Annotated in this window: 20 protein-coding genes, 1 other RNA gene and 1 pseudogene; 14 read left to right on the forward strand and 8 right to left on the reverse strand. The window is 55.2% G+C overall.

The window, feature by feature from the left end:
* Positions 1-25: 25 nt before the first annotated feature.
* A complete protein-coding gene (locus AB4N47_RS19370) occupies positions 26-793 on the reverse strand; it encodes an FCD domain-containing protein (RefSeq protein ID WP_341639055.1) in 768 nt (255 codons plus the stop codon).
* A gap of 263 nt (positions 794-1056) precedes the next feature.
* Between AB4N47_RS19370 and AB4N47_RS19375 the strand changes: the two genes are divergently transcribed.
* The 8 genes from AB4N47_RS19375 to AB4N47_RS19410 all read left to right on the forward strand — a co-directional run bounded on the left by AB4N47_RS19375 (position 1057) and on the right by AB4N47_RS19410 (position 11009).
* Positions 1057-2751: a lactate permease LctP family transporter gene (locus AB4N47_RS19375; RefSeq protein WP_341639054.1), complete on the forward strand. Its 1695-nt coding sequence runs from the start codon at positions 1057-1059 to the stop codon at positions 2749-2751.
* A 160-nt stretch (positions 2752-2911) separates the two neighbouring features.
* Entirely contained in the window at positions 2912-3736 is an 825-nt protein-coding gene (locus tag AB4N47_RS19380) for a (Fe-S)-binding protein (protein WP_041477925.1), read from the forward strand.
* Positions 3733-5190 carry a LutB/LldF family L-lactate oxidation iron-sulfur protein gene (locus AB4N47_RS19385; RefSeq protein ID WP_341639053.1) on the forward strand — a complete coding sequence of 486 codons (1458 nt, stop codon included), beginning with the start codon at positions 3733-3735 and terminating at the stop codon, positions 5188-5190. Before AB4N47_RS19380 ends, AB4N47_RS19385 begins: the two co-directional genes overlap by 4 nt.
* Positions 5187-5864: a LutC/YkgG family protein gene (locus tag AB4N47_RS19390; protein WP_341639052.1), complete on the forward strand. Its 678-nt coding sequence runs from the start codon at positions 5187-5189 to the stop codon at positions 5862-5864. Before AB4N47_RS19385 ends, AB4N47_RS19390 begins: the two co-directional genes overlap by 4 nt.
* Positions 5861-8671 (forward strand): FAD-binding and (Fe-S)-binding domain-containing protein, encoded by a 2811-nt coding sequence (locus AB4N47_RS19395; RefSeq protein ID WP_460154305.1) that lies wholly within the window; start codon positions 5861-5863, stop codon positions 8669-8671. The genes AB4N47_RS19390 and AB4N47_RS19395 overlap by 4 nt, the downstream gene beginning before the upstream one ends.
* 128 nt (positions 8672-8799) lie before the next feature.
* Positions 8800-9078, forward strand: coding sequence for a hypothetical protein (locus tag AB4N47_RS19400; RefSeq protein ID WP_076565773.1), 279 nt, complete (start codon positions 8800-8802; stop codon positions 9076-9078).
* A gap of 98 nt (positions 9079-9176) precedes the next feature.
* Positions 9177-9565: a transfer-messenger RNA gene (ssrA, locus tag AB4N47_RS19405) on the forward strand.
* A 187-nt stretch (positions 9566-9752) separates the two neighbouring features.
* Complete coding sequence (locus AB4N47_RS19410) at positions 9753-11009, forward strand: integrase domain-containing protein (protein WP_460154306.1); 1257 nt, start codon at positions 9753-9755, stop codon at positions 11007-11009.
* A gap of 119 nt (positions 11010-11128) precedes the next feature.
* On the opposite strand, the gene AB4N47_RS19415 is transcribed toward AB4N47_RS19410, so the two are convergent.
* The 5 genes from AB4N47_RS19415 to AB4N47_RS19435 form a co-directional block, all read right to left on the reverse strand.
* Positions 11129-11398: a hypothetical protein gene (locus tag AB4N47_RS19415; RefSeq protein WP_460154307.1), complete on the reverse strand. Its 270-nt coding sequence runs from the start codon at positions 11396-11398 to the stop codon at positions 11129-11131.
* Positions 11395-12378: an integrase domain-containing protein gene (locus tag AB4N47_RS19420; protein WP_460154308.1), complete on the reverse strand. Its 984-nt coding sequence runs from the start codon at positions 12376-12378 to the stop codon at positions 11395-11397. The genes AB4N47_RS19415 and AB4N47_RS19420 overlap by 4 nt, the downstream gene beginning before the upstream one ends.
* Positions 12362-12715 (reverse strand): hypothetical protein, encoded by a 354-nt coding sequence (locus AB4N47_RS19425; RefSeq protein WP_169850661.1) that lies wholly within the window; start codon positions 12713-12715, stop codon positions 12362-12364. Before AB4N47_RS19425 ends, AB4N47_RS19420 begins: the two co-directional genes overlap by 17 nt.
* The gene (locus AB4N47_RS19430; RefSeq protein WP_460154309.1) at positions 12702-14108 is read right to left on the reverse strand and encodes a YfjI family protein; all 1407 of its coding nucleotides are present in this window, start codon (positions 14106-14108) and stop codon (positions 12702-12704) included. The genes AB4N47_RS19425 and AB4N47_RS19430 overlap by 14 nt, the downstream gene beginning before the upstream one ends.
* A gap of 1067 nt (positions 14109-15175) precedes the next feature.
* Positions 15176-15712, reverse strand: a complete 537-nt coding sequence (locus tag AB4N47_RS19435) for a LasR-specific antiactivator QslA (RefSeq protein ID WP_460154310.1) — start codon at positions 15710-15712, stop codon at positions 15176-15178.
* 934 nt (positions 15713-16646) lie between these two features.
* Here AB4N47_RS19435 and AB4N47_RS19440 point away from each other — a divergent pair.
* The gene (locus AB4N47_RS19440; RefSeq protein ID WP_122571345.1) at positions 16647-17363 is read left to right on the forward strand and encodes an RES family NAD+ phosphorylase; all 717 of its coding nucleotides are present in this window, start codon (positions 16647-16649) and stop codon (positions 17361-17363) included.
* 33 nt (positions 17364-17396) lie between these two features.
* Here the strand turns inward: AB4N47_RS19440 and AB4N47_RS19445 are convergent, their stop codons facing one another.
* Positions 17397-18032, reverse strand: coding sequence for a helix-turn-helix domain-containing protein (locus tag AB4N47_RS19445; protein ID WP_460154311.1), 636 nt, complete (start codon positions 18030-18032; stop codon positions 17397-17399).
* 182 nt (positions 18033-18214) lie between these two features.
* On the opposite strand from AB4N47_RS19445, the gene AB4N47_RS19450 reads away from it, so the two are divergent.
* Positions 18215-18538: a hypothetical protein gene (locus AB4N47_RS19450; protein WP_194237219.1), complete on the forward strand. Its 324-nt coding sequence runs from the start codon at positions 18215-18217 to the stop codon at positions 18536-18538.
* A gap of 1337 nt (positions 18539-19875) precedes the next feature.
* On the opposite strand, the pseudogene AB4N47_RS19455 reads toward AB4N47_RS19450, so the two are convergent.
* Positions 19876-20418, reverse strand: a pseudogene (locus AB4N47_RS19455) (tyrosine-type recombinase/integrase).
* 289 nt (positions 20419-20707) lie between these two features.
* Between AB4N47_RS19455 and AB4N47_RS19460 the strand changes: the two are divergent.
* From AB4N47_RS19460 to AB4N47_RS19475, 4 genes are all read left to right on the forward strand, one after another.
* Positions 20708-21412 carry an HNH endonuclease gene (locus AB4N47_RS19460; protein ID WP_460154312.1) on the forward strand — a complete coding sequence of 235 codons (705 nt, stop codon included), beginning with the start codon at positions 20708-20710 and terminating at the stop codon, positions 21410-21412.
* 294 nt (positions 21413-21706) lie between these two features.
* The gene (locus AB4N47_RS19465) at positions 21707-22267 is read left to right on the forward strand and encodes a hypothetical protein (protein ID WP_194237222.1); all 561 of its coding nucleotides are present in this window, start codon (positions 21707-21709) and stop codon (positions 22265-22267) included.
* A 204-nt stretch (positions 22268-22471) separates the two neighbouring features.
* Positions 22472-24406 (forward strand): hypothetical protein, encoded by a 1935-nt coding sequence (locus AB4N47_RS19470; RefSeq protein ID WP_228102234.1) that lies wholly within the window; start codon positions 22472-22474, stop codon positions 24404-24406.
* A 661-nt stretch (positions 24407-25067) separates the two neighbouring features.
* Positions 25068-25916 carry a hypothetical protein gene (locus AB4N47_RS19475; protein ID WP_341639036.1) on the forward strand — a complete coding sequence of 283 codons (849 nt, stop codon included), beginning with the start codon at positions 25068-25070 and terminating at the stop codon, positions 25914-25916.
* Positions 25917-26000: the final 84 nt, after the last annotated feature.

Consider the following 26000-nt stretch of genomic DNA (forward strand, 5'->3'; position numbering starts at 1 on the left):
TCAGCATCAACACAAACACACCTGATCACGTCCCCTTGCGCCGCTCCGCCCGAGCCATGCGCTGCACCTCCTGACGCACCTCTTCGAGCACTTCCTGCACATACAAAATATGTCGGCTGGACACTTCTCGCGCCTGCTCGGCACGCCCTTCAATAATCGCCAGATACAATTCCCGATGCTGCGAGATCAGCATGTCGCGGGTTTCCGTACGCTGTTTGTACATGCCGCCGATGTTGGTCACGACGTTGCGCTTGAGCAGATCGAACAAGCCGCGAATCGTATGCAGCAACACCGCGTTATGGCTGGCTTCGGCAATCGCCAGATGAAACTTCGCATCCGCCGCGCCCTCTTCCGCCCGGCTGACTTCTTCGTGACGCGAGTAGCAATCCTGCAGCTCTTCGAACGCAGCGGTCAGTCGCTCACGATCGACATCGGTGGCGCGCAATGCGGCGTAGTAGGCGCACGATGCCTCCAGGGTGTGCCGGAATTCGAGCAAATCACGTTGCGCTTCGGGATTGCTTTCAAGTAATTGCAACAGCGGATCGCTGAACGTCGACCCGAGACCCTCCACCACATAATTGCCGCCGCCCTGGCGACTGACCAACAAGCCTTTGGCTGCCAGTTTCTGAATCGCCTCGCGCAACGACGGGCGTGATACGCCAAATTGTTCGGCCAGCGTGCGCTCGGCCGGCAGCCGCTCACCCGACTTCAGCGTGCCCTCAAGGATCATCCCTTCGAGGCGCTCGACAATATCGTCAGACAAACGGCGCTGACGTATCTGATCAAAGCCCATAACTCATTTCTCCACGATCCCGACCGCTCGCCGGGGTGTCTATTCTGGCCTATCCGCGCGCCGCCGACACCTGCCAGACGGCACTTCGCCAAAGCGGATCAGTTGCGCTCTGCACCGCATCTTCGACGAAAGTTTCAGAGCGGCAAATTGACACACCGCCACCAAGGCTTTTACCCTAGCCAACAGCGCTTGTAAATTGGTCTTACCAATTATCCAAGATCGCTCACAGTGCCTGACCAACAACAATTAGGGGCCACCCCACCATGCAAACCTGGCAACAGCTCTACAGTCCGCTCGGCAGCCTTGGCGTCTCCGCTCTCGCGGCCGTCATTCCCATCGTGTTCTTCTTTCTCGCCCTGGCGGTGTTCCGCCTCAAAGGCCATGTGGCCGGCAGCATCACCCTCGCGCTTTCGATTGCCGTGGCGATTTTCGCCTTCCAGATGCCAGTGGACATGGCCTTCGCCGCCGCTGGTTACGGTTTCGCTTATGGCCTGTGGCCGATTGCCTGGATCATTGTCGCGGCGGTGTTCCTCTACAAACTGACGGTGAAAAGCGGTCAGTTCGAGGTCATCCGCAGCTCGGTCCTGTCGATCACCGATGACCAGCGCTTGCAGGTGTTGCTGATCGGTTTCTGCTTCGGCGCATTTCTGGAAGGTGCCGCCGGTTTCGGCGCGCCGGTAGCTATTACTGCCGCACTCCTTGTAGGACTGGGCTTCAACCCGCTGTACGCCGCCGGCTTGTGCCTGATTGCCAACACTGCGCCGGTAGCGTTCGGCGCGCTGGGGATTCCGATCATCGTGGCGGGCCAGGTCACTGGCATCGACGCCTTCAAGATCGGCGCCATGACCGGTCGCCAGCTGCCACTGCTGTCGCTGTTCGTGCCGTTCTGGCTGGTGTTCATGATGGACGGCCTGCGCGGTGTGCGCGAAACCTGGCCAGCCGCGCTGGTGGCAGGCTTGAGTTTCGCCATCACCCAATACTTCACTTCCAACTTCATCGGCCCGGAACTGCCGGACATCACCTCGGCACTGGCCAGCCTGATTTCCCTGACCCTGTTCCTCAAGGTCTGGCAACCACGTCGCGCCGCCGGTCAGCACATCGTTGGCGCCGTATCCGCTTCGGTGGTCAGCGCCAGCGTCGGCGGTTTCGGCCAGAAGCGCACCACCGTGGCTTCGCCCTACAGCCTCGGGGAAATTTTCAAGGCGTGGTCGCCGTTCCTGATCCTCACTGTGCTGGTGACCATCTGGACGCTGAAGCCTTTCAAAGCCATGTTCGCCTCCGGCGGCTCGATGTACAGCTGGGTGTTCAACTTCGCGATTCCGCACCTTGATCAACTGGTGATCAAGACTGCGCCGATCGTGGCCAACCCGACCGCCATTCCAGCGGTGTTCAAACTCGACCCGATTTCCGCCACCGGCACGGCGATTTTCTTCTCCGCGCTGATTTCGATGCTGGTGCTGAAGATCAATTTCAAAACTGGTCTGACCACTTTGAAAGAGACCTTCTACGAACTGCGCTGGCCAATCCTGTCGATCGGCATGGTGCTGGCGTTCGCTTTTGTCACCAACTACTCCGGCATGTCCTCGACCATGGCCCTGGTGCTTGCGGGTACTGGCGCGGCGTTCCCGTTCTTCTCGCCGTTCCTCGGTTGGCTGGGCGTATTCCTCACCGGTTCGGATACGTCGTCGAACGCGCTGTTCAGTTCGTTGCAAGCGACCACCGCACACCAGATCGGCGTCAACGACACTTTGCTGGTGGCGGCCAATACCAGCGGCGGCGTGACCGGCAAGATGATCTCGCCGCAATCGATCGCCGTGGCCTGCGCCGCGACCGGGCTGGTCGGCAAGGAATCGGATCTGTTCCGCTTCACCCTCAAGCACAGCCTATTCTTTGCAACGATTGTCGGTTTGATCACCCTGGCTCAGGCCTACTGGTTCACCGGCATGCTGGTGCACTAAACCTACAAGACGCCTACAAGAAAGACGGAAATAACCGACGCCGGCCCGTGATCCGGCGTCAGCAATTCACCACCGGGTCTGTAAGGCTGCTGAAAGCAATGCGCTTTATATTCGGCAGCCGCAGCAGACGGATAACCGGGCCCACCCGGAGACACGCCTGATGAGCGAGCTTTTTTACAACGCCGTGCCGAACGCGACCCGCGTGGCACCGCCACTGCCCGAACCTCGGCAATACCCCAGCGAGAAACCGTCGCGGGTCTACCTGTTCGGCACGTGTGTGGTCGACCTGTTCTACCCCGAAGCCGGGATGGACGCGATCCATCTGCTGGAGCGCGAAGGGATCCGGGTCGAGTATCCGCAAGGCCAGAGCTGCTGCGGCCAACCGGCCTACACCTCGGGTTACACCGAGCAGGCGCGGACGGTAGCGCGCTCGCAACTGGCGTTGTTTGCCGGCGATTATCCGGTGGTGGTGCCGTCGGGTTCCTGCGCCGGCATGCTGCGTGAGCATTACGCCGACTTGTTCAAGGACGAGCCGGAAACGTTGAAACAGGTGCAGGCCCTTGCGGCGCGCACTTATGAACTGGCCGAGTTTCTGCTGTTCGTCTGCAAGGTGCAGCTCAAGGACAGCGGTGAACCGGTGAAAGTCGCGCTGCACACCTCGTGTTCGGCACGCCGCGAAATGAACACCCACCTGCACGGCCGCGAGTTGTTGGCGCAGTTGAGCAACGTGGAGCGGGTCAATCACGACCACGAAAGCGAATGCTGTGGCTTCGGTGGGACTTTCAGCGTCCGTATGCCAGACATTTCCGGCGCGATGGTGGCTGACAAGACCCGCGCGCTGAAGGAGTCCGGCGCGCACAAGGTACTGAGTGCCGACTGCGGCTGTTTGATGAACATCAACGGCGCGCTGGAGAAACAGCAGGAAGCGTTGCGCGGGCAACATCTGGCGAGCTTCCTCTGGCAGCGAACCGGAGGTGCGCAATGAGCACCTCAACGATTATTCCTACGGTCGCCGTAGAAGAAGATTTCCGCACCCGGGCACACAACGCCTTGGGTGATCAGCAACTGCGGAACAACTTCCGCACTGCCATGGATTCACTGATGAACAAGCGGGCAGCGGCTTTCAGCGATGCCCACGAAAGAGAACACTTGCGCGCACTGGGCAATTCGATCAAGGCCCGCGCGCTGTCCAAGTTGCCCGACCTGCTCGAGCAACTGGAACAGAACCTGACCCGCAACGGTGTGACAGTGCACTGGGCGGAAACGGTGGACGAGGCCAATGGCATCGTCTTGTCGATCATCCGCGCTCACGAGGCGCGGCAAGTGATCAAGGGCAAATCGATGGTCAGCGAAGAGATGGAGATGAACCATTTCCTCGAGGCTCGGGACATTGAATGTCTGGAGTCCGACATGGGGGAGTACATCGTCCAGCTCGACCACGAGAAGCCTTCACACATCATTATGCCGGCGATCCACAAGAATGCCGGTCAGGTCGCGTCCTTGTTCCACGACAAACTTGGCGTGGAATACACCAAGGACGTTGACCAACTCATTCAGATCGGTCGCAGGGTCCTGCGGCAGAAATTCTTCGAAGCCGACATCGGCGTCTCCGGCGTCAACTTCGCCGTCGCCGAAACCGGCACCCTGCTGCTGGTGGAAAACGAAGGTAACGGGCGCATGACCACCACCGTGCCGCCGGTGCATATCGCCGTCACCGGCATCGAAAAAGTCGTGGAAAACCTGCGCGACGTGGTGCCGCTGCTGTCACTGCTGACGCGCTCGGCGCTGGGCATTCCGATCACCACCTACGTCAACATGATCTCCGGCCCGCGCAAGGAACACGAACTCGATGGCCCGCAGGAAGTGCATCTGGTGCTGCTCGACAACGGTCGCAGCCAGGCCTTCGCCGACAGTGAATTGCGCCAGACCCTGAACTGCATCCGCTGCGGCGCCTGCATGAATCATTGCCCGGTGTACACCCGCGTCGGCGGCCACACCTATGGCGAGGTCTACCCAGGCCCGATCGGCAAGATCATCACCCCGCATATGGTCGGCCTGGCCAAGGTCCCGGACCACCCGAGCGCGTCCTCACTGTGCGGCGCCTGCGGTGAAGTCTGCCCGGTGAAGATTCCGATCCCGGCGATCCTGCGCCGTCTGCGTGAGGAAAACGTCAAAGCTCCGGACGCGCCGAATCAGGTGATGCGCGGTCAGGGCAGCAAGTATTCGCGCAAGGAACGTTTCATCTGGAACGCCTGGGCCAGACTCAATAGCTCGCCGACGCTGTACCGCTTGTTCGCTTTTTTCGCCACGCGCCTGCGCGCCCTTACGCCGAGCAATGTCGGCCCATGGACGCAAAACCACAGCGCGCCAAAACCGGCCGCGCGTTCGCTGCATGACATGGCCCGCGAGCATCTGGCCAAACAGGGAGAGCGTCGATGAGCGCCAAGCAAAATATCCTCGGCAAGCTGCGGAAAAGTCTGACCGGCACCACGCCAATCGCCGACAACTTCGACGTCGATCTGGTCACCCAGCCCTACACCTACACCTACAGCGCCGAGCAACGCATCCCGCAACTGCGCAAACTGATGGAAGCGGTGCACACCGAAATCCACCTGACCTCGGGCGCCGAGTGGCCGGCATTACTGGCACAACTGCTGCGCGACCGCCAATTGCCGAGCCTGCTGATCGCACCGACTACACCGCACGGGCAACGCATCGCACAGCACTGGGCGAAGAATCCCGAGCTGCCAGAACTGAAGTCCTACGATCGGCCAATGGAAGAGTGGAAAGCCGAACTGTTCAACGACACCCCGGCCAGCCTCACCGGCACCCTCGGTGCGATCGCCGCGACCGGCAGCCTGATTCTCTGGCCAACCCGTGAAGAACCGCGCTTGATGAGCCTGGTGCCGCCGGTGCATTTCGCCCTGCTCAAGGCCAGCGAAATCCGCGACAACTTCTATCAGGTGCAAGAGGAATTCGAATGGGCGCAAGGCATGCCGACCAACGCGCTGCTGGTCTCCGGCCCGTCGAAAACCGCCGATATTGAACAGGTGCTGGCGTATGGCGCGCATGGCCCGAAAGATCTGGTCGTGCTGATTCTGGAGGATCAATGAGTCTTCCTGCTGCTTTCCTGCGTGATGCCGAGCGATTGATTCCGCCAGAGCGGCGCTTCGACGATCCGCTGTCGACCCTGGCCTTTGGCACCGACGCCAGTTTCTATCGACTGATCCCAAAACTGGTGATCCGCGTCGAGTCCGAAGACGAAGTCGTGGCGCTGCTGCAACTGGCCCAGCGCGACAAGGTGCCGGTGACCTTCCGCGCCGCCGGTACCAGCCTGTCCGGGCAGGCGATCAGCGATTCCGTGCTGATCGTGCTTGGGGATAACTGGAACGCCCGTGAGATCCGCGGCCAGGGCACGCAAATCCACCTGCAACCGGGCGTGATCGGCGCGCAGGCCAACGCCTGGCTGGCGCCGTTCGGACGCAAGATCGGCCCGGATCCGGCGTCGATCAATGCCTGCAAGATCGGCGGCATCGTCGCCAACAACGCCAGCGGCATGTGCTGTGGCACCGCGCAGAATACCTATCACACCCTGGCCGGAATTCGGCTGGTGCTGGCCGACGGCACGCGTCTCGACAGCGAAGACCCTGCCAGCGTCGCGGCATTTCGCTCCAGCCACGGCGACCTGCTCGAAAGACTGGCGACATTAGGCCGCGAGACCCGCGCCAACGCCGAACTGGCCGCAAGAATCCGCCACAAATACCGTCTGAAAAATACCACCGGCCTGTCGCTCAACGCCCTGGTGGATTTCGACGAGCCTGTGGATATCCTGAGCCACCTGCTGGTCGGCTCCGAAGGCACCCTCGGCTTTATCAGCGCGGTGACTTACGACACCGTCATCGATCACCCGAACAAGGCCTCGGCGCTGATCGTGTTTCCCGATGTCGAGACCTGCTGCAACGCGGTCACCGTGCTGAAAAGCCAACCGGTGTCAGCGGTGGAGTTGCTCGACCGACGCAGTCTGCGCTCGGTGCAGGACAAAAAAGGCATGCCCGCTTTCGTACAGCTGCTGTCGGAAAATGCCTGTGCGCTGCTCATCGAATCCCGCGCCGCTTCGTCGACATTGCTGCAGGAACAACTGGCGCAAATCATGGCGTCCCTGCGCGATTTCCCCGTAGAGAAGCAGGTCGACTTCACCGAAGACCCGGTGGAAAACGCCCGCCTCTGGGCCATCCGCAAAGACACCTTCCCCGCCGTCGGCGCCGTGCGCAAAACCGGCACCACAGTAATCATCGAAGACGTGACCTTCCCGGTCGAACAACTGGCCATCGGCGTCAATCGCCTGATCGAGCTGTTCGACAAACATGCCTACGACGAAGCGATCCTTTTCGGACACGCACTGGAAGGCAATCTGCACTTCGTCTTCACCCAAGGCTTCAACAGCCCGGAAGAAATCGCACGCTACCAAGCGTTCATGGACGACGTCGCGCAACTGGTCGCGGTGGAATTCGGCGGCTCGCTGAAGGCCGAACACGGCACCGGCCGCAACATGGCGCCGTTCGTGGAACTGGAATGGGGCAGCGACGCCTATCAACTGATGTGGCAGCTCAAACGCCTGCTCGACCCCAACGGCATTCTCAATCCGGACGTGGTGCTCAGCGAAGATCCGCAGATCCACCTCAAGCACCTGAAACCGCTGCCGGCGGCGGACGAGATTGTGGATAAGTGCATCGAGTGCGGTTTCTGCGAACCGGTCTGCCCATCGAAAGGCCTGACCCTAAGCCCGCGTCAGCGCATCGTGATCTGGCGCGACATTCAGGCGAAAAAGCGCGCCGGCGTCGACACCACCGAACTGGAAAAAGCCTACGACTACCAAGGCATCGACACCTGCGCCGCGACCGGTCTGTGCGCGCAACGCTGCCCTGTAGGCATCAACACCGGCGAACTGGTGAAAAAGCTCCGTGGCCGACACGCCACGCACCAGAAAACCGCTGACTGGATCGAAGGAAATTTCGCCAAGACCCTGCAAGGCGCGCGCTTCACACTGCACGTCGCCAACGGCGCGCGGATGATGCTCGGCGCGCCGCGTCTGGCGAAGCTGTCGGCAACGCTCACGCGCTTGTCCAAAGGCCAGGTGCCGCTGTGGACCAACGCCATGCCACAACCGGAAAAAGCCATTTGCTTCAGCCCGAGCGTTTCGGACGAGCGCCCGCGCGTGGTTTATCTGGCGGCTTGTGTGTCGCGGGTCATGGGTCCGGCGGCGGGCGACAAAGAACAGATGTCGCTGTACGACAAAACCCGTGGCCTGCTGGAAAAGGCCGGCTACCAGGTAGTCTTTCCCGACAACCAGGACAACCTCTGCTGCGGTCAGCCGTTCGCCTCCAAAGGCTACGCCGAACAGGCCGAGCACAAGCGCCAGGAACTGATCAGCGCCCTGCTCCACGCCAGTCGCGGCGGCCTCGATCCGATCTATTGCGACACCAGCCCGTGTACGTTACGGCTGGTTCAGGACATCGGCGAAACACGACTGGATCTGTACGATCCGGTGCGCTTCATCCGTACGCATTTGCTGGATCGTCTGGACTTCACACCCCAGGAAGCGCCGATTGCCGTGCACGTGACCTGCAGCACTCAACACTTGGGCGAAAGCCAGGCGCTGATCGATCTGGCGCGCAAATGCAGCAACACCGTGGTGATTCCTGAAGGCATACATTGCTGCGGATTTGCCGGCGACAAAGGCTTCACCACACCGGAGCTGAACAGCCATTCGCTGCGTACGCTCAAGGACGCCGTGCAGTACTGCAGCGAGGGGATTTCCACCAGCCGCACCTGCGAAATCGGCCTGACCCAGCACGGTGGCATCGACTACCACGGGCTGGTTTATCTGGTGGATCGGGTGACACGCGCGAAGGCTGTCTGAAAAAAATAGAACTCTTGAGCGAGACGGCAATCCACAGAACAGGCCCCGACAAATCGGGGCTTTTCCTCCATTCGGTGGCTCGCCCAGCGGTCAGCGAAGCCTGGATCCCTCAGTTCAAGGAGATACACATGAAGCGTTCTGTACTGTTAGGTCTGTTCGTTACTGCCTCGATGATGGCGTCCACTTCGTTCGCCGCAGACAAGCCTGCCGATCTGTGCGATGCCAACATCCAGACTATCAACAACGCCAAAGGGCAGTTGTCGGCGAATCCGGAATTGAGCCAGCGCGCCGAAACCAGCGTGAGCAAGGCCCAAGCGCTGAAAGCGGAAGGCAAAATCGACGACTGCGTTGCCGAAACCTCGCAAACCATCGTAGAGCTGCGTAAATCGACCGGTACCAACAACTGATACATGCTGACGAGCCAACCTGCGGGTTGGCCTCGTCGGCAGATTGACGTACACTGTGCACGCTTGTTGCCCGATCAGATTCACCGGGCAATGAGTTCGGGGCCGTTTAGGATTCGACGCCGGTTGCGAAACTCTAGGTGCATGCCGACTTGGTAACAGAAGTCGTAAATCCACTGTTGCAACTACTTATAGTTGCCAATGACGACCAATACGGTGTTGCTCTCGCTGCTTAATTGCAGCTGACAATGCTCCTGGTACCTTCGGGTCCAGCAATCATCAGGGGATGTCTGTAAACCCGAAATGATTGTCATATAGAACAGAATCGCCGTGCAGTACGTTGTGGACGAAGCGGCTAAAACTTACACAACTCGCCCAAAGCACCCTGCCCGTCGGGTCGCTGAGGGTTAACTTAATAGACACGGCTACGCATGTAGTACCGACAGCGGAGTACTGGCGGACGGGGGTTCAAATCCCCCCGGCTCCACCACTTCAACATCTAAAGACGTCCACGGACGTCTTTTTTTGTGCCTGAAATCCAGTAAATACGGGGGTTTCAGGGCCACGGGAGGCTTTCCAGGCTTTTTGAGTTCCAGGCAGTTTGGTATTCCCAATGGTATTCCCGGCTCCCCGGCGCTAATCTTGGGAATACCAAAAGGTGTCATGGAGTACTTCTCATGTGCGCTCAAACCACCCGCCTCTCCGACCGCCAGCTCAAGGCGGTCAAACCGAAAGACAAGGATTACGTCCTCACGGATGGCGACGGGCTCCAACTGCGAGTCAGGGTCAATCGCTCGATGCAGTGGAATTTCAACTACCGGCATCCCGTCACCAAGAATCGAATCAACATGGCACTGGGCTCTTATCCCGAGGTTTCTCTTGCACAAGCAAGGAAGAAAACCGTTGAGGCCAGAGAGCTGCTTGCACAGGGCATCGACCCAAAAGCTCAGCGCAATGAGCTGCAGGAAGCCAAACGAGCGGAAACGGAACATACGTTCGAGAACGTAGCCACCGCATGGTTTGAATTGAAGAAGGACTCCGTCACCCCGGCGTATGCCGAAGACATCTGGCGCTCGCTAACACTGCATGTTTTTCCAAGCATGAAATCAACGCCGTTATCGGAAGTGAACGCGCCGATGGTCATCAAGCTGCTTCGTCCGATTGAAGCTAAAGGCAGCCTCGAGACAGTTAAGCGAGTGAGCCAGCGCCTTAACGAGATCATGACCTACGGGGTCAACTCCGGAATGATCTTTGCCAACCCTCTCAGCGGCATTCGAGCGGTGTTCAAGAAACCCAAGAAAGAAAATATGGCCGCGCTACCGCCTGACGAGCTTCCGGAGCTCATGATGGAAATCGCGAACGCTAGCATCAAGCGGACGACCCGCTGCCTGATCGAATGGCAGCTTCATACCATGACCCGCCCCTCCGAAGCGGCGACCACCCGATGGGCAGATATCGATTTCGACAAACGCATCTGGACAATCCCTGCAGAGCGAATGAAAAAGCGTCGTCCGCACATAATCCCGCTTACCGAACATGCACTTTCGTTATTGGATACGCTTAAGCCCCATAGCGGCCACAGGGAATATGTGTTCCCGTCAGATAGAAACCCGCGCACCCACGCGAATAGCCAGACAGCCAATATGGCGTTGAAAAGAATGGGCTTTCAGGACCGCTTGGTCAGCCACGGCATGCGCTCCATGGCCAGCACAATCCTCAACGAGCATGGATGGGATCCGGAGCTAATCGAAGTCGCGCTGGCGCATGTCGACAAGGACGAAGTTCGGAGCGCTTACAACCGGGCGGATTACATCGAACGTCGGCGCCCGATGATGGCCTGGTGGAGTGAACATATCCAGAAAGCGGCTACCGGCAGCCTGTCAGCGTCGGCCATCAATCAAACCAGGGACCGCAACGTGGTGCCGATACGCTGACATCACGGCGACAGTTTATGCCATCCGTGCAGTGGAGCTTGCCAGCGCTTCTTCGGCCAAGCCCCTGAGTATGGGAAGGCTCCGCATTCCCATACTCAGGGGCTCACGCTAAAGGCCTATCAGACAACCCCGAATTTCGCTTTTCTCCGGCGGATCATCCCTGCTGTTAATTCGTAGTAGTAGACGGTAGCCGGAGCTGAGCATCGCAGATAGTGCTCCAGAAACCATCTCATGTGCTTTTCTCTCCAGGACCAGGGAGTCGCGCAACCCCAGCGCTCACGAATCGCCTCGTGCATCCTTTCTGCTTGTCTAATATGCCGCTGCCGCGTGGCATAAGCACCTTTGAGCACAGGGCGCAGGAACAACGCTATGTCGAACTCCGCCGTCATCGCCGACCTCCGATGTAGGCACTCACCACATCGATGCGGTTATGTCCCAACTCGTGGCTGATTTGCTGTCGTGCACGCTGATCGAGCTGGCGATCTTCTCGATGCCTACCACCGCCATTGATGGGTGCAGGGAAGTCAGTCAGTTGCTCATAGCGCTCACAAGCGTAAGCCGCCCGCAGCTCATGAAAGCCTTTTAATCCATGCTCATGCAGAAGGTCCCGCGCCGGTCGCACGACTGTCTGAATGAAGTCTTTGTAGCTTTCGTCGGGCGCCAACAAATTCCGACTGCCACTGGGTGAAGCCTCCCAGGCCCTATCCAAGGCGCCACGGATTTGATCAGTGACCGCGATCCAGCGCGGTGCTGACGCGCCTGATCGACCACCTTTGGTGCCGTCTTGGATGTTGATCTTGCCCAGTTGCCCGGCCTCACGTTGCAGTCGGGGCAGGTCCGCCAAAATCGCTTCACGCAGGCGCATGCCGGTCTCCCGGGCGAGAAGCACAATGGCACTCACCCTCGATTGCTGGCCTCGCTCTGACAACGCCTGTGCGATCAACTCGATCTGGACCCGGTCTTGGCCTTGCGGGGCCTCACTACGCACACCTGAGCGCTGCAAGCCAAGCGCCTTGCTCGGACTGGGGATTTTGACGTATTGATCACCGCGCAGCGCGGCCATGGTTCGGTTCACACTGGACAGGCGGTTCTGCGCGGTGGCAATGCCGACGTTGCCCTGATCAACCTGCTCCCTCACATAAGTGGCGTACCGCATGAGGATGTCACGGTCGATCTGCCGCGCGTCATTGAGCCTTGGACCTTCCTCGGATCGACACCAATTCACGAAGGCCTGCCAGCGATCGCTATGGGCTTTGACGGTAGCGAAATGGCCGTTGCCAAACAGATCCTTCAGTGCTTGCGGTCCGGCATAGCTGAGCTGGCGACCGAAGCCGAAATTTCTTCCCGCTCGCTTACCGACCCGAGTCATTTTTCTGCTCCTGATCGACTGCCGCGAGAACACGCAAGAGGGCTTGCCAATGCGCACTCACGATGGCGAGCTGAGCCCAATCAGTCGGGCGAAAACATAGCGTGTTGTCGGTGACGTAGAGATGCGCGCCCTCCTCTTTCAAGCATTGGATGATGGCTGTCGTCGGGGTGATAGCTTTACGGGTGGTAGCGACATCGGCGACAGCGGCGACAACCCTTGTCCTGCTTCGCTTTGAGCGTGGCGACAAAGTGGCGACAGTCGCGGCGACAACCCGCGCTTTCGGCTCCTTTTGGCGCTGAGCCAGATGGTTGCGCAGCGCTTCATCAAGATTGAACATGGCGCACCTCGAAGGTGTGGCCGTCGGTGATCAGCCACTGATGATCAAGCAACTCGACTAACAGCTTGGTGGCATGGCGACTGCTTTTACGGGCAAAGCGGGGGCCGTTGCGATTCAGCTCTCGAATACTGAAGCGTTTCCAATTCTTGACCTGCAGCCAGCGCAGCAGCCGATCTGCTTCTTCCTTTACCCGACACACTGGCTCCTGCTCAGTCAGGCGCTGGATCTCGGTAAGGTAGTAGCCGACTAAAGCGGAGGCCCGTTGGATATGGTCGACCTCCACGACGCTGCTCTCCTCCACTACTGCCAGATTGCCGGCGACGCGCAGCAGGTTGTCGGCGGCCTTCGATCCGCTAGGCCGTACGCTTGCCAACTCGCCAAACTCACCCAACTGGGCTTCGATGGCATCATGCAGATCAATCCAGCGACGACGAGCCAATGGACTGAGGCTCAGCGGTGACAGCCGCAAGGCACCGTCAGTGGAAAGTGACCAAGGCTGATGAAACAGGGCCGAAAGGCGGTGGTGATATCGCTTTAGGGCGAGGTCTTTTGACAAGTCGACAGCCTGATAACTGCGTTGTCCGGCCAGGCTGGTGGGCCAGGTCATGAGGCAGCGACCGAGAATGCCTTGCCCCTGCAGCAACGGGTCACTGAGTAACTGCATGGCTAGATACGGTTGCAGCATCAGGTGCAGGCTCAGGCGTCGATCGTAAGCTCGCAAGCTTTCACCCACCATGGACCGCGCGCGATCTAACGGACTGCCGTCCCAGAGTGACGACAAGGTCGTAACCGCTTTCAAACGGTTATCCCGACTCATGGTGCTGCTACCGAGGAATTGTCCCCCCTCGTCACAGAACAGGCCCATGCTCGGCAAGTCATGGCAGAGTCCCTTGATCAGGGCCTCGATAGTCGGATCCGTGGTGATCAGCCTAGGTGCTGAGGGCTCCGCTTCAAGCGGTACGCCGTTTGTGGGGTTGGGATCGCCAGGGTTGATACGCTGCGCCTGTCGCTGCGCGACACGGTACCGGGCGAGTTGTTCGCGATAGCGCTGCCACTGCTCACGCTCCCATTGCCGTGCGGGCAGCAATGCAAAACGATCTGCCGCCGTTTTGCGATCGCCGGATGCGGCCACGGTGATCAGGTACAGCGACAGCGGATAATTTCTCCCATCGAGCTGTAAGCCCGCATGACCTTGAGTAGCCAGCGCCGAAGCAGCCAACACCGATTGTGCAGCCAATGCCTGGGGCACCCTGATGACCTCAGCCATGCGTTCGACTGCAGGCCCAAGAATCCCACCCAGTGCCTGCACCGGATAAGGCTGGGCCACGGGATTCGACTCAATCAGCGGTCGAGGTAGTTGTGGTAGTTCAAGCTTCGGATCTAACTGCTGCATGGGCCGTCTCCTCGTTCATTGCTGGTTGTCCTCACGTAGTCCCGCCACGGCTGTTGAGTGTTATCAGGGATCAAGGCCCCTGCGGCCTGTGAGGTGTTCACTGACGTGGAACGAACGGCTCCTTACGACCGGGAGCAAGGGCATGACCCCATGAATCTGGCCTCCTTAGACGCATCCGAAGATGCGGGCGGGTGGAGGCTGTGCCGACTGACGAGTTCGGCACCTGGAGATCCTGAGCGGGAGAAGGCAACAACATCGACACTTGGGGCATGCCTGACTGTCAGTCAGGTGCAGTCTCTCCATAGGCTGCGGCACCGGTGTCTGTGTCGTTGCGGATGGCGACGAATCGGATTTGTCTGGCCGATTGTCACGAGGAGAGTTGCGGCAACGCCCTGTACGACCTGGCTTGCAGCAGTGCTACGAGCGCCCGTCTCTTTCCAGGAGAAAGAGACGGGCGAGGTCTGGCGCAGCGAAGTGTGCCAAGGGGTGAGGTTGCTGCAATGCAGCGAGGTAGGTCCATCGTCAGCCGCAGTGGGCAGATTGGTCGAGTAGGCATCCATCACTCTTGGGGAGTGACCGTGCGAGCCGCCGGACGCTAATCGCACTTGGGGAAGAACCACCACGCGAGGGGCGTAGCCTTAAAGGTTCTGGCTACCTTGGCAGGTGCTGTCAACGACAGCGATCCGTGCACCAATTTTTATACCCACTCGAAAAGGTGGTCAAGCGTCACAGCCAATGCGCTGAGAAAGTGGCGACTGTCGCCACTTCTGTCGCCATGCTCCAGACCACGTTATACGTGGGTTGTCGCCGCCGTCGCCGCTGTCGCCACACCTACATCCATGCCCAACGAAAAGATTCGGACACACACTGAATAACGTTGCGCTCGATGGAAATCGTGGCGAATTACTGATGGTGAAAGTAGGCGTGGTGTGAATTAAATTTGAGCATGGAGGGTGGAACGCGGCGGCTTCGAGAAAAAGCGAGTGAACCCTCCGATCGGCGCGATCAAAGATCGCTTGATCGGAGGGTTTGGCGGGAAAAGCAAATCTCAAACGTCAATTACAGACTCAGGCATCAAAGCAGGTTGATTGGGAAGTGACGGCCTCACGTCGCATGATCAGCGTCTGCTGCAACCGCAGCAAAAAACCTGCTTCAAATGCCTCTTGTGGATCACCTGGACGATGACGTTTTCGGTTCTGAGACAGCGCCCACCATAACGGTAATGATGAGCCCTCAAGCCAAGTCTCTGCGCAACGAACGCCCTCCTTGATTACCGGAGCGAACTCATCGCCCCACGGAGTTTGGATCGCGGGAGCCCCTTCAACTGACGGGACAGAGACATATTCATGGATCTGTTGATGGACGCTTTGAGCTGGGATGCCAGTCAGATTCCGGAACGCCCTGTCGTACAACACCGCGGCGTCATCCAGCAGCTCTACTGCCAGCTCAACGTCTTGCGGAAAATGAAGCAGAATACTCTGGGCTCCGTTAAGCCGGAGAGTGGCAGCCTGCCGCAGTTTAATCGCTGCATCTTCAGGGGTAAGCACTGAAGTATCGATGCTGTTGGGTTTGGGGAGACCGATGAGAAGCGAAAGATCAAACATCGCGGAATCCTCCGAGATAGTTTGCAGCTTGAACCATTTGGCCGGGGTGGCGCACGAGCTTAAAAGGTGGGCATGCCATTTTCCTTATCTCCTTGGTTTGATTAAGGATTGCCATCCACCGTTCTGACGCGGCATTGGGTGGCAAACCGTACGGGGGTCAGAAACCGGAAACCAAGGAACCGGCCAGGCCGAAGCCTGCCCCGCACGGTCCGCCATAGAAAAGCAGCAGCTAGCGCACGAAGCACTGGCTGTGCGGAATGGAAGAAACCGCGCCTTGGTTTTGATTCAGGTTCTGACGCCCGGTCCCGGGATTGACCGCGACGGGGCAAAGCGTAAATGTGAAGCGGCGACAACACAAGCATGAGTGTCAATAAGCGCCGCATTCAAACGAGAGCTCCGGGCTTTTTTCGTACTGGCCATGGTTCAATTTGTTACAGGCTTAAGGTGGGCGATTCTCGCTCAAATCGACATGGTCAGAACTCACAGGTGACGCCTGCGTGCCGACCAACCAGTTTGGTTTCTACCTTTCTACCTTTTCTAAATTTCTAACTTTCTAACCTTCTAACCTTCTAACTTTCTAACTTTCTAACTTTCTAAATTTATAACTTTCCCTGTACTGAGTAATTGTCAGCTACTAACGCATCGAAACTAACGCGTAATAGCTGCGTTTAGAGTGATTGGGGTCGTTACGGTGTGACTTAAAAGCGGTGTAGGCGTAGACGTTTATGGCTGCATATACTCCTCTGGCGAGGGACCTACAAAAAGCTTCGAAAAAAGAGTGGTTTTTTTCAGAGAAGTCAGTTGTAATATTCGGACAAGTTAACGGCTAAGCCGGTTCTTGTGTCAACGGCCGTCGGACTCTCGATGGTCACTCAAAATCGCAAATGGGATATAACCATGAGCAAAAAAATCACCCTTCATAGGAGTACATTTTATGGCGACAGAGGAAAAAGAAAAAGATTACGATGTTGAGCTCAAGCTGGAAATTCAAAAGTTACTTTCTGAGCTTCCGGGGCTGATCGTTGAGATTGAGGCGGAACTGTCAAAACGTCCGGAACTGATCCTCAAGATCGATAAAGGCTTTGAAGTGTTTCGTGGTCAACCCTCAATGTATGATTCCAAGCCACCTTTTTATAATCCCACGTCTGATTCAAGATATGGGGATCTTTGGAAGGCGATTGGTGTTTGGTACGTAGCTGGCAGCCGCGAAGTTGCTATTGCAGAGACGTTTCAGCATGGGCGGGTTGGTCCGGGAACTCCTGTTTTGAGAAGTGAGATTGAGGGATGCTCGTTGCATAAACTGGAAACAGCACGTGTGCTGAGACTGGTCAACGTAGAGCGTCTTTCCACCTACATGGGCGGGAAGTTGAGAGATCTTGTCAAAGCTAAAGGGCAAGGTAGTGAAGGCTACCTTCGTACCCAGATGCTAAGTGCAGCGATCATGAGACTTAGTATTAAGGTCGATGGGCTTTACTACGGCTCGACTGTGTTCCCATCGCCTGGTTCCTGGGATGGATGTAATTTCGCGCTTTTCGACGGGCGCGGACCGCAGTTGTCGCCAGTTAGCATTACACCTTTAACCGAGGTGTTGCTGGCTAGTGATGAAACGGCAATTGAACTCTTGGTTGGTTTGAAAGTTTCAATTGAGTAACGGAATCGGACTTCCTTTCCGGAAGTCCGATTCTTACTTGCCCATTTCTAAGCGATTTTTAAAGTCGCGAACGATAACTTTGAAAGCCGCATCATTGTCTAAAAGCTCGTAACGAGGATGTAAATTTTCTTTCTCTCCTAAATTGGAAAAGTCCATAAGGTTTGCTAGAAAGCCAATCAAAAGATTTACCATTGACTCGTTTCCTGAGTCTATCTCAAGCGTCTTTATCAGTTTGCCAGATGAAGGTGTGACTTTGTTTTCTTTGAACTGAAAGTCAGGGTAGTATTTGCGACGGTTATTGGTGTACGCAATTATTTGACCTGCCTTGGTTTTCTTGCTTAGTGCTTGTTTTGAGATTCCTAATATTTCGCAAACATCACCAGCATCTAGCAAGTCGTACGACGCTTTTACTGCCTCAAAGGCATTTGCTTTTAGCTTGGCAAAGGCTATCTCATTACGAGCCTTAATGCTTAGCGGCTTATTCTTTGTCTTCCCGGAATCCTGAATAATTACAGCCAAAGCCTTGTCGTCATCGAGCCTTGCAGCATTGATAACCTCGGATTCGGGTACTCTGTTCATCCGGGCTATGAATTTCTGCACGAGCGAGGCTTTAGCTTCGTCAAGTGACTTGACGGTGCTTTGGGGTCTCTCAATCGCTGCGGTGTTCATAGGTTCTCCTTCCGTTGCTCATATTTGAGCAAGTGAGCAAAGCGTACGCCTCGGCTGACACGCCTGTCAACCTGTCAACCTGTCCACTCGTCAACAAAATGTTGCTTCCGTTCTCCTGTGTAGGCATAAGTGGGCAATGCAGCTCGTCACCCTTGTTCTCACTGAGTTTTGGAGTTTTTCGTATGGCCATGCCTTCAACCCCTACTTATATAGCGCGCCTTGGCGAGCTTCGGCACAAATCTCCGCGTGTGGCAAAACTAACTGCCAGGATTGCTGCGGCCATAAAGCCTGAGCGTCAATCACTGGAGTCCGAGGACCTGGAGCGAGTGCTATTTGATCACGCAAATGCCATCGCCCATCAGATCCCGTCTTGCACCATCCGTCTGAGCGTTTGGCTCAACCTTTTGGCCATGGATGAAGTCAAGGTTCTGGAGCACCGGGACGTTGCAATCTTTGTCAACGAAGCGGCTACCTTAGGCGGAGCATCCGGCATGCTGACGGGGTGAATCCTGAGAAACCTAGGTCGTTAGGCTGGTATCTACATGAAAGGGTTGATGGCGGTTGACATGATGCCCGTAAGCGACAGCGACAAACTGTTGAGTACAATCTTCTCTAACCTAACGATATGGAAATTCGTCAAAATTTGTCTAAATCTCACGATTTGGAAGGATTTAGCATCTATTGGCGTGCCCGCATGATGCTTCGTGGTTTGCTAAAGTTCCACCTTGGTACTTTCGTCATTTTCGCGCCCGCGAAACTGGTGAGCGTTGGGCTCAACGTTTGCTATCGCACCAGGGCCTTAATAAAGCTGCTTTAATGCAAAGCTTCCGAGAAGATTCTGCATGCGAAATCTTTGCCGCCTATCTATAAGGTGGTCTGGCTGTCCCAACTTGGGTTCGAGCGCTGATCGAAAAAGCTGCGCAAATTTAGCGGCTAAATTTTGGCAAAAAAAAACCGCCTTAGGAGGGCGGTTTTTTCGTCGCGTATTCGGTAGGTCCGAATCCGCCTTCTCACAGGGAATCTCTAACGGGGCTGAGTCTATAAGAGAGTAAATAACGGCGCCACTACGATTTCCGCAAAATCGAACGTAAACGACGAACGAAAGCGGCGTTATGAAAGCGCTGCGAAAGTTGTTGAAGGAAATCTGCTAGCGAATCCGTCAGCTTGAATGGATTGAATAGTGTTGTCGCTTTGCATAGAAATGCCGTGAAATCAGCGCATCTACGGCGAAAAGGCTCTAATTTTACGGTATACCATAAATCTTAAAATATTATTTTTCATGGCTTGTCAATATCAAATACTTAAATTTGAAAATAAACTACAAGTTTCGGTTTTAACTCTTTTTACACCGCGCTTCGGCGGTTAACATCCGGGCCATCATCAGGATTCGTCCTATGAGAGGCCCCTCGCACACGGTGTAGGAACCGTGCCGGAAACGCATCATGCTAAGGGCCTAAAAATATCTTGCCTCACAGGGAATCTCTAACAATTCCCATACAAATGCACGTGTTCCGGTAAGTGCATTGAGGCAAGTCCAATATTGGAGGCCTCATGTCTCGATTTTGGCAGCTCATGTGGGCTCTCGTGCTAAACGTGTTTCGCGCTCACAGCGTGTACCGTTTCATCCGAGACTGTTGGGATGAGTTTTCCTAGCTAGTGTTGCAATCCACGCCCCGGCTTTTGCTGGGGCGTTTTTTTGTCTCCAAACTCATTCAGCACTGATCAGTCCTCGCCCAACCCACTCCGCCACTTACGTAGCAACCGCAATTTAGGCACCAAAGGCCTCCGAAGGTTGGCCGCATCCCGTCCGAGGCGACGACCATCATTTTTCCGCCGTTCGCTGTCACTCAACTATCTGGCGCGGAACCGCCTGCAGGTTCTTCGTCCTGCGATAGATCAGTGATGCCTTCGTACGTCTCATTGTGTGGGTGCCATACATGGCTGGATCAAGGCCCACTGCTTTCACCCAGCCTTTGACGATACGAGCGTATTGACGAGTGGATAGATGGTCTGACGTATGCAGCCGGCTAGGAAAAAGGCAGTCCTCGCTGCGTAGCTGGGCCCGACGTATCCAGGCCGCGACAGCAGACGGTGTTTGCTCAGTGATCTCAAACTGTACAGGCCGCAGCGTTTTCTGCTGCATCACCATGGCTCGTGATGATACGTGCTCGCCATGAGCGACATCGCGCACGCGGAGCTTGGTTATGTCACAGGCTCAAAGCTTGCTGTCGATGGTCAGATCGAAGAGAGCCAGATCTCGGGTTCTTTCCGCAATTTGAAGCCTTACTCGGATGGCCCAGATATCTCTCAGTCGGAGTGGGGTCTTCTGCCCGACCAGTTTTCCTTTGTTCCAGGGCTGACGGCTGCAGGTAGCGATTATGTTCATGACAAGTCCTCCACGTGTGGAAGGACAAGGATGGCTAATCAGAGTAACGGTCGCTAACCGGCCAACAGCGGTCATCCGACGTCTACAAAACCAGGGGCGATTCACATAGTCGGATTGCGGCCAATGGAAGGCTCCTGGGTTTCTGGGCATGCACTTGCAGTACATAGAAGAATGCGGAAAGATCTAGCGTTACGCATAACAAGCAATTCAGCCGTTCACTACCCCCCTCGGGACTACGTCTGCAATCCCTTAACCTATTCGCCATATTCCCCTACGGAGCGCCCTTGCGATGACCTTTGAAGACTGGATGCGCCACCGAGGGCTATCTCCATCATCGGTGAAAAAATACGACGGCGCAGTGCGTGGAGTGATGTCCGAATGGGCCATGGATAACGGTCTTATTCAAGGCCCATTGATATCTTTAAACAGCCAATCTGAATTTGAAATCATTGCATCTAAAATGCGTGCGCTTCCAATTTATAAAGAAAGAAACGAACGTGGCCATCACATGTACAGCAGCGCCCTTTTAAAGTTTTCAGAATATCTTTCAGAGGGATATTATAGTGACATTGAATCCGATATTGATGAAATTTTGAGTGCTACTGATATTGGCGAAACAGAGAAAAGCAGCCTAGTTAAATCTAGAATCGGTCAAGGTATCTTCAGGCAGAAACTTGTTGACTATTGGAATTGTTGTGCGATAACCGGCTTTAAGGACGTGAGTTTACTAGTCGCCTCACACATAAAACCTTGGCGAGGCTCAAATAATTCTGAGCGCCTGGATCCATTCAATGGCCTCTTGCTTACCCCAAACTTAGATAAGGCGTTCGATAAAGGCTACATAACCCTATCGCCAGCAGGCAACTTAGAGATATCCCCTCTCCTGACAGAGCCGGAAATACTAGGTATCTTTCCAAACATGCGAATTGCCCTAGCTCCGGAGCATGAGCCATTCCTTGCATTTCACCGATCAGAGGTGTTTCGTGCCACATGACAGTGCCTTCGAAACGGCTCACGTCACTCAATGACCGTTGAACGATTTAGCCAATCTGTTGCGTCGACCGGTTGAATCCACAGCCGAAAGCCGCCGGTCGAGAACCGCTGCCATCGGCCAAAAGCAGACGGTGATCCGTCCAAAGCTGCTCCCCCATAAGTCTGTGATTATGGCTGAGACTGACGGGCTGAAGAAACGATGGCAAAGTTATCTCTCACGCCATTTTTACCACGATATCGGACATTCTCCTCAGCGCGCCCAAGCCCTGAGTGAAATTTCAACAGTGAGAACTTAATGAAGACCCTATTGGCCGCGAGATTTACTGAAATACTGGACTCGCTAAAAGGTGAAAGTGATCGAGGATGTGTATTGGTCGTAGGTTCGATGGTAGAGTTGGCTATCGAAGATCACATATCTAGGAGAATTCTTCCTCCAGTCAAAAAAACTGGGGAGCTCATTGGAAGGGGAAGCAAACCCATAGCCACCTTCAGCGCAAAGATTGATCTAGCTTACGCCTTGGGCTTGTTCACAGAAGAAGAATGGTGCATCTATCACCAACTTCGAGAGCTGAGAAATACGTGCGCTCATGAAATAAAGCAACAAAATTTCAATGCGGATCATTTTTCTGCCCGAATGTTAAATATTATCAATGCTTCCCCATCCCTTTGGCCGATTCTCGCTACCTCAATCGGAAACAAAATTTTTGAAAGCAATTTGCCTTTGACCGTTGAGCTATTTGTTAAAAAACTCGGCTGGCGAATTTCGTTTGAGATGTTTTTCTCGTTGGTCATAGCCCACAAAGAAATATCGGCTGATAGAGTCTCTCGAGTCAAACCTCTCTACGAACTTGGTTGACGCACGGTCAAGCAAAGAACGTAACGACAGCTAAGATGAGCAGCTACCATGATACCTCTCAAGAGGGAGCAGAAGCAGTTGAACACCTGGGTCAGTTTTCAGTCGGCAGAACAGCCTCTACTGGGTCAGTTTTCGGTCAGCGGCAACAGGGTAGCCTAAAGCGCTGGTAAGTTCGGCGCTAAATTTTAGGGATATATGATTTTCATGAAGAAACCTCGCTGGTACCTGCCTCTCAGTGAAAACCTCAGCGCTGCGCTTTCAATCGGGAATGCTCCAGATGTGGGTCGTCTGTCTCGGTATGAGGTAGCGGCGATTCTCTACGTGCTCCAGCTGCCCAAGCTGCCCGTGCGCTCGCCTCTGGAGATGGAGCGGGTGTTTGCAAATCTGCTGACTCATCACTCCGATAAGCTGAGATCGGCTTTGGCCGGGGCCTACAGCCAGGTTGATTTTGAAACGGGACTTCTCCAAGCATCAGCAGTCGAGATTGGTCTGATGGACAAAGAATCGGTTGCTCGCCGTCAGTACATTCATCCCGAGGGCACCTGGAATTTCGATTATGCGAAGCAGCACACGGCTTCATTAAGTGCGATCAAACATGAGCATGTTCGCCGCAGTGGTTTGGTAGTAAAGCTAAGCGATCACCAGCTTCGGCTGGTTCAGAACATTAGGGCAAACATGGAGGATTCCATCGATGCCCAAGCTCACGCGGGCACTGGGAAGTCCTTTGTGCTGAATGAGATATTGGCTCTTATGCCAGAGCGTAGAATCCTGTTCCTCGCTGATGTGGAACCGAAGCTCAAACCCATACGGGCTCGATTTTCCGAGGATCAGGTTTGGGCGGTAACATTCAGGTGGATGGCTACCAGACTTCTGGCGGGTGGGAATAGGACTCTTGAGACAAGGTTGGACGCGATTTCGAGATTGCCACTCTCGTATTCAGCGCTCGCAGAAAAGGCAGGGATCAGCTCCATCGGTAATCGTAATGCTGCCCGTGTGGCGGCTCTTTGCTGGTCGGTAATCGCCAAATTTAGTTTTTCAAACGATGCTCGGATCACCATCAGTCATATACCTTCCGACCAGGTCCGCTGGCTCTCGACTTCGGAACAAGAAATAGTAGCGGCCGCGGCCGGAAAGCTTTGGTTCAAGATGACAAGCTTTGAGGAAGAGGCGGATCCCCTTCCGGTCCGTGGCTACCACCGCGTGAAACAACTGGCTTTATCGAGACTTCATTTACCTGAATCTATTGATACGGTAATCGTCGACGAAGGCCATGACTTGAGCGGGCCAATGGTCGACATCCTCGACAGGTCTCCTCAAACTGTAATTACTTTAGGGGACCAGTTCCAAAATCTGCAAGGACGATACATGCCCCATAACGCGAGGATTCGCCATCGCGAAATGGCTATTTCGTTACGAGCAGGCCCAGCATTGGTCGATTACATCAACCCACTTTTAGCTGAGTTCCCAGACGTAAGCGCGTTACCGTTTGTAGCTGATAAGGCGAAAGACACGGTAGTGGCTGAATACCGAGCGGACTCATTCCCTCCTGAACCCTCAGTAATTCTGGTGGCCGATGAATGGGGTATTTTCGACTGGTTAATTCGCAATCGCGATTTGAGCCAAGGTGCTGCGGTCATTGACTGGACCAATCAGTTCGAACCATTCCTAGAGGGGTGTCTTGATTTATATATGCATGACAAGCGTCCGAGCCACGGGGCTATTGCTCGTTTCCGAAGCTGGGAACAATTGCATGCGGAAATGAGGTGGAACGACGCTTTTCTCAGGGTTGAGCAATGGCTTGAAGTTGTGGGTACCAAATTTGGTGTTTCCGGGCTTTACCAATGCGCAAAATTGGCTGAGCTCGCTGATGGAAAACCGTCACGTCCGTTGTTGGCCACAGTATTTACGGTGAAAAACTACGAATTTCCGAGAATGGCAGTTTCTGAGGACCTGTACTATTTTGCTGACCTGCGAAGTAAAACCGAGCTGTCAAAAAAGCTCGCATTGCTGTACACCGCGATCACAAGATCGTCTGGAAAAATCTACTTTCCGGATACGCATCAGGAGCGAATTGCGACAATTTTGAGCGCCCAAAGCTTGAGAGCAAAGCCACTAAACCTTCTTCACCTGAATGTCTAAGTAATTGCTGAGGCATTGGAGTTCATACGATGCGTCGGACCAATGCTTCATTGATCTATCGGAGAACGAAAAACACCAGAGCAGTACAGATCCTTCTCGCTCACACCAAGTTGGAAAGCACTGAATCGCCCATGGTTTCGTGAACATACCTACTGACTGCTCCTGGCCGGATTCTGCCAGTCACCACCTTCAGCTTTTCATCAAGCGTAACCTGTGTCCTGACAGCGGCAGGAAGATCACCCCTGATCATTGATGAGAGCGGGGTGTAAAATTGATTACAAGCGACGGGCTAGAGCTTGGCTATCTCGTGAGGTATTCCAATTGGTATTCCAATGAAAATACAAAGCCAATATTAATGATAATAATCAATCATATAAAATACCAATTCAGATTACCCCGGCCTCTCAACGACGAGTTCCCCCAAGTGCGGGCTTCGTAGCCCCTACCCTTCGGAAAACCGCAGCACCCGATTCCCTAACCACAACCGTCATAGCCATCGACAAGCACCGCGCCCCAAGGTCCGCCAACAAAGGCCCAGAAAAATCCCGAAGATAGCAAAACCAAGGCCACCCATTTACCATTCCGCAGCTGGCTGGATGCTTCGCAGAGAAAACCGATCGGCACGTGAAATACTCAACCTGCACAAGGAAGGCAATAAACCATGAGCTTCATCGAAACAATCCAATCCAAGGAAGTCGATATCTACATATCGGCGTTCTTCACCATCCTCGGCTTGATTCTGGGAGCCATTCTGGATCGGATACTGAAGGGCGATTCTCCACAATCCGCCAATCAGCCGGGCCATTCGGTAAACCTGACCTTCAACACGGTGGTCAATCCACCACCGGGCGTGAACGCCGCCACCACAAGCCAGGATATGACTCCAGTCATCTGCATGATGATGGTGATTGCCGGGCTGATTTATGTGTTTTTACGGGCCGAGATACTCAACCTGCTTTCCTGGATCACGCTGTTCACCATTTCACTGTGGGCCGGCGGAACCCTGCATAGCCTTTACCGGGGCTTCTTCGCGGGCGTTAAGTGGGTCGTTGCGCTTTTGTTTTGCTTGGCATTTTGCGTGGCCGCGACGTATGTCACCGACGAAGCTTTTATGCCCACACAGGCGCCGCCAAATTTCCAGAACGGCCAGCGAATCATCAATGAGCAGGGACTGACGGGGATAAAGGAAAATTTCGTCTTGCTGGATATGCATTGGTTTTTGCTGCACCTGTCGGGCGTGATCCTGCTTATTTACACAAGTCTGCGGATGATGCTGTTTTCAACCTACTTCATCGTTGCGGGCGCACATGCCAATAACAACGGCACTCACGAATCATGGCTTTCCAGAAAAACCCGCAAGTACGCCAATCTGCGCAAAAACATTATCTTCATCCCTATCCTGCTGGTTCTCGCGTATCTGCTTACCTCGGGTCTTGCTTTCGACTGGTTCATTCACACCATGCCAAATCAGGTCAATGCGTTGATGAACACGGTGCTGTATGGGCGCTGATATTTTCATCGTGCGTTGAAGATCGACTGTCGGGGGCATCAACCCGGTCGGCAGAAGCGACATGAATTTTTCTTCACTGCGCCC

Source organism: Pseudomonas sp. S3_G06 (genome assembly GCF_054667565.1).

Coding starts and splice junctions, on each gene's coding strand:
- AB4N47_RS19370 (WP_341639055.1), bottom strand. CDS start 793: ATGGGCTTTGATCAGATACGTCAGCGCCGTTTGTCTGACGATATTGTC.
- AB4N47_RS19375 (WP_341639054.1), top strand. CDS start 1,057: ATGCAAACCTGGCAACAGCTCTACAGTCCGCTCGGCAGCCTTGGCGTC.
- AB4N47_RS19380 (WP_041477925.1), top strand. CDS start 2,912: ATGAGCGAGCTTTTTTACAACGCCGTGCCGAACGCGACCCGCGTGGCA.
- AB4N47_RS19385 (WP_341639053.1), top strand. CDS start 3,733: ATGAGCACCTCAACGATTATTCCTACGGTCGCCGTAGAAGAAGATTTC.
- AB4N47_RS19390 (WP_341639052.1), top strand. CDS start 5,187: ATGAGCGCCAAGCAAAATATCCTCGGCAAGCTGCGGAAAAGTCTGACC.
- AB4N47_RS19395 (WP_460154305.1), top strand. CDS start 5,861: ATGAGTCTTCCTGCTGCTTTCCTGCGTGATGCCGAGCGATTGATTCCG.
- AB4N47_RS19400 (WP_076565773.1), top strand. CDS start 8,800: ATGAAGCGTTCTGTACTGTTAGGTCTGTTCGTTACTGCCTCGATGATG.
- AB4N47_RS19410 (WP_460154306.1), top strand. CDS start 9,753: ATGTGCGCTCAAACCACCCGCCTCTCCGACCGCCAGCTCAAGGCGGTC.
- AB4N47_RS19415 (WP_460154307.1), bottom strand. CDS start 11,398: ATGACGGCGGAGTTCGACATAGCGTTGTTCCTGCGCCCTGTGCTCAAA.
- AB4N47_RS19420 (WP_460154308.1), bottom strand. CDS start 12,378: ATGACTCGGGTCGGTAAGCGAGCGGGAAGAAATTTCGGCTTCGGTCGC.
- AB4N47_RS19425 (WP_169850661.1), bottom strand. CDS start 12,715: ATGTTCAATCTTGATGAAGCGCTGCGCAACCATCTGGCTCAGCGCCAA.
- AB4N47_RS19430 (WP_460154309.1), bottom strand. CDS start 14,108: ATGCAGCAGTTAGATCCGAAGCTTGAACTACCACAACTACCTCGACCG.
- AB4N47_RS19435 (WP_460154310.1), bottom strand. CDS start 15,712: ATGTTTGATCTTTCGCTTCTCATCGGTCTCCCCAAACCCAACAGCATC.
- AB4N47_RS19440 (WP_122571345.1), top strand. CDS start 16,647: ATGGCGACAGAGGAAAAAGAAAAAGATTACGATGTTGAGCTCAAGCTG.
- AB4N47_RS19445 (WP_460154311.1), bottom strand. CDS start 18,032: ATGAACACCGCAGCGATTGAGAGACCCCAAAGCACCGTCAAGTCACTT.
- AB4N47_RS19450 (WP_194237219.1), top strand. CDS start 18,215: ATGGCCATGCCTTCAACCCCTACTTATATAGCGCGCCTTGGCGAGCTT.
- AB4N47_RS19460 (WP_460154312.1), top strand. CDS start 20,708: ATGACCTTTGAAGACTGGATGCGCCACCGAGGGCTATCTCCATCATCG.
- AB4N47_RS19465 (WP_194237222.1), top strand. CDS start 21,707: ATGAAGACCCTATTGGCCGCGAGATTTACTGAAATACTGGACTCGCTA.
- AB4N47_RS19470 (WP_228102234.1), top strand. CDS start 22,472: ATGAAGAAACCTCGCTGGTACCTGCCTCTCAGTGAAAACCTCAGCGCT.
- AB4N47_RS19475 (WP_341639036.1), top strand. CDS start 25,068: ATGAGCTTCATCGAAACAATCCAATCCAAGGAAGTCGATATCTACATA.